This window comes from Microvirga rosea (assembly GCF_020595095.1).
GTDB classification, from domain to species: Bacteria; Pseudomonadota; Alphaproteobacteria; order Rhizobiales; family Beijerinckiaceae; genus Microvirga; species Microvirga rosea.
On record NZ_JAJDOP010000022.1, the window covers coordinates 33,108 to 41,291 of the forward strand.

Genomic DNA, 8,184 nt, shown 5'->3' on the forward strand with positions numbered 1-8,184 from the left:
AAGCTTTCGCGGGCCTTGTCATGAGCATCATCGTCCTCACAGGGGGTACGGGGTTCGTTGGACGTCAGATCCATAAGGCCTTAGTTGCTGCAGGTAAATCTGTGCGCCTAGTAGTTCGGCCGGCAGCGAAAGCTCGGCTCGAATCTCAGTCAAGCACAGCTGAGTTGGTCGAAAGCGAAGACCTTTTCGCAGAGCAACCTGAATGGTGGGAGAGGATTTGCCAGGGGGCGGACGCCGTTATTCATGCCGCGTGGTATGTGGAACCAGGGCGATATTTGGGTGCCACGGAGAATATTGCGTGTGTTTCGGGAAGTCTAAGCTTGGCACAGGGCGCGCTTGGCGCCGGAGTAGGTAAGTTTATCGGTCTTGGAACATGTATGGAATATCGGCTTCCGTCAAGTAATTTGTCAGTGGACTCTGAGCTTGATCCAAATACACTGTATGCATCATCCAAACTGTCAACTTTCTACATGTTGAGGGAATTGTTCCGAGATACTGACGTTGTTTTTTCCTGGTGCCGACTATTCTACTTGTATGGTGAAGGCGAGCATCCGAACAGACTCTTTCCATATGTCCGTCGGCAGATCGAGAGCGGCCAGATCGCCAAGCTTTCTCATGGTGCTCAAATTCGCGACTTCCTCGACGTCGCTGACGCCGGAAGGATGATCGCACAGGTTTTGGAAACTGGTCAGCCTGGCGCAATCAACATCTGCTCAGGTATCCCGATAACCGTTCGGCAGTTTGCAGAGCAGATTGCCGACGCCTATGGCCGCCGTGACCTTTTGGAGTTCGGGCCCCATGTGGGGCACTCGTTTGATCCGGCTGCTGTTGTGGGTATATGCAACCTTGTTTCTAGCAAGGGTATCGGAGAAAGACCATGAAGGCGCAGCTGAAGCCTCGCATCAATCTGCATGATCGCACGCCGCTAGAAACGGTTATCCCGCTAGAGACTCCCTTTATTATCTTTGTCGATCCAGCAAGTTCTTGCAATTTCAAGTGCACCTTCTGTCCGACGGGCCACCGGGACATGATCGCTGAGACTGGTCGCTTTCAAGGCGCAATGAAATACGAACTCTTCCAGAAGATCGTTGATGACCTTGGAGACTTTCAAAAGCCCATCAAAGTCCTTCGCTTGTATAAGGACGGCGAGCCGTTTTTGAACAAGCGTCTGGCAGACATGGTTGCGTACGCGAAGAAGAGCGGTGTCGTCGACTATATTGACACAACCACAAACGGCACTTTTCTGACGCCGGAGCGAATGGCCCCAGTCATCGAGGCCGGACTTGATAAAATCAACATCTCCGTGGACGGAATGACGAACGACCAGTATCGGGAGTTCACGGGCTTCAATTTCAATTTTTCTAAGTTCGTCGAGAACGTTAAGTGGCTGTACGCAAACAAGGGCGATCTTGAGATCGCGATTAAGATCCCGGGCGAGCTAATCACCCATGAACAGAGACAGCAATTCTTCGACACCTTTGGAGATTACTGCGACCGTATTTTCATCGAGAATTTCGCTCCATGCTGGCCTGAATTCGATATTGAGAAGCACACAGGCGTTAAGATTGAAAAGGGTATCTATCAGCAGGAGATCGGCACTACGGACACCTGTCCCTACATTTTCTATGGCTACTCCGTGAACGCTGACGGTCTTGTCAGCTCTTGCTTTTTGGATTGGGGCCGAAAGCTCGTGATTGGAGATGTACGGCAGCAGTCGATGAAAGATATCTGGAACTCGCCGCTCATGAATGCGCTACGGCTGCAACATCTTCAAGGACGTCGCTCGGAAAACAGCACATGCGGCAACTGTGGGCAGCTAACCCATTGTCTCCCTGACAATATAGACGCGCATCGTCCGATGTTGTTGGAGAAGTTCCAAAACATAATTCCTCTAGATCCAAGTGTTGCGGCTCCCGGCGGTTTGAAGATGCCTCACGCAACTGCAGCCGAATGAATATTCTCCATATAACTCCGCATCTCGGCGGAGGAGTTGGGAAGGCCCACTCTGCGATTTACCCAGCATCGGCTCGGCGCATCCGGCGAGAGTACATTCTCCTTGAGGAGCCGCGCGACCGCCGGTACGTTGAGGTACTCGAGAGTGCTGGCGCAGCCATTCGGGTGATGCCGGGTGTGAAGGAATTATTCGACCGCGCGCAGTCAGCTGACATTGTACAAATCGAGTGGTGGAATCATCCTCGTGTTTATGAGTTTCTCTGTCGCGTGCCGCTGCCTGCCATGCGCACCGTATTCTGGTCTCATATCTCTGGCATCTGTTCGCCGTATATTCCGTCACGGCTTATCGAGACCGCACATCGCTTTCTGTTCACGTCTGAGTGTTCCCTCAACGCGCCCAATGTCGCGTCACTTTCAAAGGACGTCCTTGCGCGGCTTGATGTCGTCAATAGCGGCTTTGGATACGGTGAATCTGCTGATCCTCGTGCAAGGACGGATCATGGCGTACCCACAGTAACATACTTGGGTACTGTTGATTTTTCCAAAATGAGCCCGCTCCTATTTGACGTTGTTGACCGGGCGCGCGACGAGAACCTGAAAGTGTCGGTCTGGGGAAACATGGATTCCTCTGGAGAAGTGTCTGCTCGTGTTGCGAAGATGCGCGGAGCGCACCGCGTTCAGCTGATGGGACACACACAAGATCCGCGCTCAGTCCTCGATGCGACCGACATCTTTCTTTATCTGCTGCAGCCTAACCATTTTGGCACTGCTGAGAATGCTCTAATTGAGGCAATGTCGCTCGGATGCGTACCACTGGTCCTGTCGAATCCTGCTGAATTGGCGATTGTACGACACGGTGAGACGGGCTTTGTTGAGAGCGATCTGGACGCTGTCGTGGCTAGACTCGACTGGATGATGGCCAATCCCGATCTTCTAACAAAGATCGGCCAGCGCGCTGCTGCGGACGTAAATAGCACGAGAACGCCCAAGCTCGCGGCACTTGCGCTTGAAAGAAACTACGAACAAGCAATGGAATTCGAAAAGCAGCAACTCGACTACTCAGATGTTTTAGGGCGGACGGGCTTAGATTGGTTTCTATCAACCCAGACATTAGACCCCATTCAAGACATCGCAGTAATTAACTATCATCAACGGAGCCGCAATAAAGGTTCGCTCCTTCATTTTGTAGATTGTCTTCCAGAAGATTCTGCGCTGATCGATTTCGCTGCAAGCTAAGTCGGATGCAAATTATGATTTTGTCTGTTTGAAACTTGAGAGAGATTAAGGGTACGAAATTATATACTCGAATTTAGTACGTCAGGTGCATCTGCATTGAGCTGGGAGTGGAAGCAAGTACTTTTGAATATTTCGTGAGAAGCTGCTTAAAGAGCTTGTTTACTATAGATAAGCGCGCGTTGATGGCGAGATTGACAAGGCTCGATCTCTTTGTCACTGTTGCTGTGCCTCGGACATATAGGGGATCAATCCTAACCCTGTCCTTAGGTATATAGCAGGTTGAGCGCTTCTGCCGGTTTGGCATTGCTCAATTGCATGATGCAATCCTGCTATACCGGTGCAAGTCCGGTATGTCCCGCCAAAACGTGTTGCTTATTTTAGGGACAACTCACATGTCTAGCCTTCTGACGAATACCTCCGCCATGACCGCCCTGACGACGCTGAAAAGCATCGCAGGTCAGCTCGACCAGACCAGCAGCCGGATCTCCACCGGTCTGAAGGTGGCGGACGCTTCGGACAACGCAGCGTACTGGTCGATCGCCACCACCATCCGCGCCGACAACGGCTCGCTCGGTGCAGTGAAGGACGCTCTCGGCCTCGGTGCTAACTCGGTCGATACCGCCTTCAACGGCATGAACCGCTCGATCGACATTATGAAGGACATCCAGTCGAAGTTGACTGCGGCTCTGTCCCCGAACGTCGACCGCGCCAAGATCCAGACCGAAATCGACGCCAAGCTGAAGGAGCTCAAGCAGACCTCCGAAGCTTCGGTCGTGTCGGGCGAAAACTGGCTCTCCACCGACTCCGCAGCCGGCAACTACGTCTCCGATCGTAAGATCGTTGCCTCGTTCACCCGTGAAAATGGCCAAGTCTCGGTCGACACGGTCACGGTCTCGGTCGACGACACGAAGCTGTACGACAAGAAGACCACGGCTGCTTCCGGCACTGCCACGAACGCCGACATCTCGGCCGCCAAGGCAGCCTACACGACGGCCGAAGCGGATTGGGATGCTGCTCAGGCGACCTGGGATAGCAGCTCGAAGGACGCGGCTGCCAAGACGGCTCTCGACACCGCTCAGACCACCTTCAACACCGCCAAGCAGACCTATGCGACCGCCATCGACACGGCGAACAAGACCGCTCAGGCCAAGACGGACGGTGAAGGCGGCATTCTCAACAAGGAATGGGGCGTTCTCGGCAAGGACGAGGATGGAGCGTACAAGGCCTACGAGGTGTCGATCGACAAGATTGATATCTCGAACATCCAGAACAACGACCTTTCCAAGCTGCGCGCCTACGTGGCAGCCGTGGACAAGGCTCTGGGTGCGATGACCGACGCAGCGACCACGCTGGGTGCGAACAAGTCGCAGATCGCTTCGCAGACGACCTTCGTCGAATCGCTCATCAAGGCGAACGAGCGCTCGATCGGCACGCTGGTTGACGCGGACATGGAAGAAGAGTCGACCCGCCTTAAGGCTCTGCAGGTTCAGCAGCAGCTCGGCGTTCAGTCGCTCAGCATCGCCAACGGTAACACTCAGAACGTTCTCTCGCTCTTCCGCTAAGAGTACGTTAAGTAGCAAACACTAAAGGTAGGCCGCGCCCAAGTTGAGCGCGGCCTATCTGTTTCTTAAGACCGATCTCATTGCTAAGATATGTGACTTGCAAAGACTGCGATATGCAGGTCGCGGTTGCTAGGCCAACTTTCCTAAGTCTTCACAAGCCGACACCCTTAGGCTCCCAGTAGTCGCTAAGGCAGCCTCGCGCAGGCTCCGGTCTTCATAGTTAAAGATAAGGACAGGACAGAGCCAGATATCAACAATGAACCGACACCAGAGGCGCCAACTCGCGAGTAGGGCGAAGGTCCGAAATGACCTTGTATCCCTAGCAGAACATTGTCTCAGAGCCGGCAAGCTGGAAGATGCTGAACTCACATTCCGGCAAGCTCTGAAAGAGGATCCCGACAATGCGTCCGCATGGCATTCCCTCGGTCTCGTCTGTAACCGTCTCGGCCGTCCAGCAGATGCCGTAGGGCCACTTCAGAAGGCGATAAACCTAAGTCCGGAAACGCCTGCTGCGCATACTAATTTAGGAATAATCCTGCTTGCCCTCGGTGACCACCAAGCGGCGCTCACCGCATGCACCAAGGCCATTCAACTTGATCCAAATTTCTCGCTCGGCCACAGAAATCTCGGAACGGTCCTAGCAGAGCAGGGGAGAAAAGACGAAGCTCTGGCTGCCTACCATAGGGCAATAGCTGTTGATCCGAACCCGCCGGACGCTTCTTTCCTTTCAAGTATTGCGGGACTACTGCAAGAGCTCAAGAAGTTCGACGAGGCAATCATCGCACGAAAGATGATTGTCATGATTGAGCCCACTAGCGCGGAGGCGTTCTATCACCTCGGTGAGGCGCTTTACAACGCTAAGAGCTATCCAGAAGCTTTCGATGCGTTCAAAAAAGCGCTCGACCTTGATGGAACATATACGAAAGCAGCTGTCGAGATATGCATTCGTCGTCGATATTTGTGTGATTGGGACGGTCTTGAAAATGATGATGCGCGCTTGCTGCAACTGATTCGAAACGAGTCAGTGAACCGACCGCCTCATCCTTTCCCAATGCTGATGCTGCCAACTTCCGAAGAAGAACGTCTTCAGATCGCCCGCAACTGGTCTAAACAGTTCAACGTACCCGCGAATCAGCTCTTTTGTTCCCCAACGCGTCAGCGCCCTAGGGCGAACGCTGGACGCATTCGGGTTGGCTATTTATCGGCAGATTATTCTAACCATGCCACAACCTATCTTGTTGCGGAGCTACTTGAACTTCACGATCGGGACAGGTTCGAGATCTTTGGGTATTCAATTGGCCCTGACGATGGAAGCGATATTCGCAAGAGGGTCGTTCGAGCATTCGATACATTCGTCGATTTGCAGGATCTCAGCGACTACGACGCCGCAAAAAAAATCTACGATGATCAGGTTGATATACTCGTAGATCTGAAAGGCCATACCCGGTGGGCGCGGACCCACATACTCGGAATGCGACCAGCGCCCATTCAGGTTAATTTCGTTGGTTATCCTGGCACAATGGGGAGCGACTTCATTGACTACGTCATTGGTGATCCCATTGTAACTCCAGCCTCCTGCCAGCCTTATTATTCGGAAAAGTTGGTTCAACTTCCGCATGCTTACCAACCGAACGATACAAAGAGGGCTATTTCACCTCACACTCCAACCAGGAGCGATTGTGGTTTGCCGGAGGAAGCGTTTGTATTCTGCTGCTTTAATGACTCCTACAAACTAAGTCGAACGTTCTTCAGCACTTGGATGCGGCTGTTGGCATCGGTCCCGGGAAGCGTCCTTTGGCTGCTTGATGTCAATGAGGCCCCGCGGGAAAATCTCCGGCGCGAGGCAATTGCCCATGGAATTGACCCAAGGCGGCTGGTTTTCGCACCGAAAGTGTCTGTGCCAGATCACCTCGCACGCCACCACCTTGCTGACCTTTTCTTGGATACGTTGCCATACAATGCGCATACTACTGCAAGTGACGCGCTTTGGGCCGGGCTCCCTGTTTTGACATGCATGGGAGGCGAATTCCCTGGGCGAGTTGCGGCAAGCTTGCTCACGGCGATGGGCTTGTCTGAGTTGATTACACAATCTCTCGAAGACTACGAGTTACTTGCGCGCTCGCTCGCAGGTGATAAACCACGCCTGGATCGTATCAAGAAACAACTTATCGAAACACGGCTTTCGATGCCGCTGTTCGATACGAAAACCTATACAACTGATTTAGAAGAGGCGTACGTACATATGGTGAAGGAGAAATTGTAGGGGTTGTTGAGGCGAGCCAAGTGGAGTGGTCCGGCCGCTGTATCAGTTGATCCACAATTCTCTTGTCAAGAAAAGAGTTTAAGTATTCGCAGGATACGATCTGCGCTCTATGATCGACTAAATCATTGTATTCATAAGTCAGGTGGACCTGCACCACCGCCGGACGACCTGATGCGGCGGGCAGCACCTTGGAGCATATGTTTACCGTTGAACGGAGTAGGGTGCCTGCTCTCCGCACTCTAGATGCGAAGGCTCAGGCAGCTCGTCGAGGAGATTGTGTGGCTCAACAAGTTGACAGCGAGCTTCAGCCTCAACAAACCGTTGTTGCAGAAAGTGCCGCCGAGAAGCAGCCCTGACTGACGCCTCAGGGCATGGGATGCGGAACGTGTATGCGTTCCAGGAGCCACGGCGAGCCTGGTGCTAGCGCTTTCTCACCTAAAGGTACCATTGGAAGAAGAGTCTGCTCCCGCGATGTGCGTTGGCAATCCACCTTGAAGTTTAGGGTGAAGTCTTGGTTCTAGTGACCATAGTTCAATTTGGGACTACTCAAGCCATATAGAAAAAGATAGTTTCCTGGGCGGCTGGTCCCGCCTTGAGGGGGTATGCGGTCGGCGCCTACCATATCGGCATCCGAAATGTGCTGGATAAAGTGCTTCAAACTAAACGCGCCAGCTTTGCGCAGGGCCATGTTTTAGGTGGAGGTGGCAGATGATCACAGGCGCAGTTTTCATTCCAAAGCACGATAATCGTGCCGTTGTCCCGAAGGCCCCTAAACGCCACAGTATCTATAGGCGCCTCATTGCGACTTCTATCAGTGTCTCAGAGGCTACGAACCAGCAGATAGAAATGGGGCCTTCCCCTCTGGAGCGGGATCGGAGTGCATTCGAACTGTTCCAGTTCTCCGCTTGGCTCCACTCATCTCTCGATGCTGTCATCAGGCTGGATCTGAGTGCGGCATCCTCCTGGGCCGATAGCCAGTACACCGACCTAGATGTCCGTCCCAATCACGCCGCCCGTGTGTGATCATGTTCATAGATACATCAGGACGAGAGATGACGCAGGCATCGAAAAGGCAACGGGAAGAAAGCACAGAGGTTTATGACGCTCTGAAAGCTTGCAGCCCTTCATTCATTGGCGTCGCGGTGTTTTCCGCGGTGGTCAACATTCTGG

General features: G+C 53.0%; 5 protein-coding genes. All 5 read left to right on the forward strand.

Features of this window, described 5'->3' with window-relative positions:
- Nucleotides 1–20: 20 nt before the first annotated feature.
- A complete protein-coding gene (locus LJD17_RS23305; protein ID WP_227386590.1) occupies nucleotides 21–881 on the forward strand; it encodes an NAD-dependent epimerase/dehydratase family protein in 861 nt (286 codons plus the stop codon).
- Nucleotides 878–1,954: a radical SAM/SPASM domain-containing protein gene (locus LJD17_RS23310; protein ID WP_227386591.1), complete on the forward strand. Its 1,077-nt coding sequence runs from the start codon at nucleotides 878–880 to the stop codon at nucleotides 1,952–1,954. Before LJD17_RS23305 ends, LJD17_RS23310 begins: the two co-directional genes overlap by 4 nt.
- Nucleotides 1,951–3,189: a glycosyltransferase gene (locus LJD17_RS23315; RefSeq protein ID WP_227386592.1), complete on the forward strand. Its 1,239-nt coding sequence runs from the start codon at nucleotides 1,951–1,953 to the stop codon at nucleotides 3,187–3,189. The genes LJD17_RS23310 and LJD17_RS23315 overlap by 4 nt, the downstream gene beginning before the upstream one ends.
- Before the next feature lie 392 nt (nucleotides 3,190–3,581).
- Complete coding sequence (locus LJD17_RS23320) at nucleotides 3,582–4,751, forward strand: flagellin N-terminal helical domain-containing protein (protein ID WP_227386593.1); 1,170 nt, start codon at nucleotides 3,582–3,584, stop codon at nucleotides 4,749–4,751.
- A gap of 256 nt (nucleotides 4,752–5,007) precedes the next feature.
- Complete coding sequence (locus LJD17_RS23325) at nucleotides 5,008–7,014, forward strand: O-linked N-acetylglucosamine transferase family protein (RefSeq protein WP_227386594.1); 2,007 nt, start codon at nucleotides 5,008–5,010, stop codon at nucleotides 7,012–7,014.
- Nucleotides 7,015–8,184 lie beyond the last annotated feature (1,170 nt).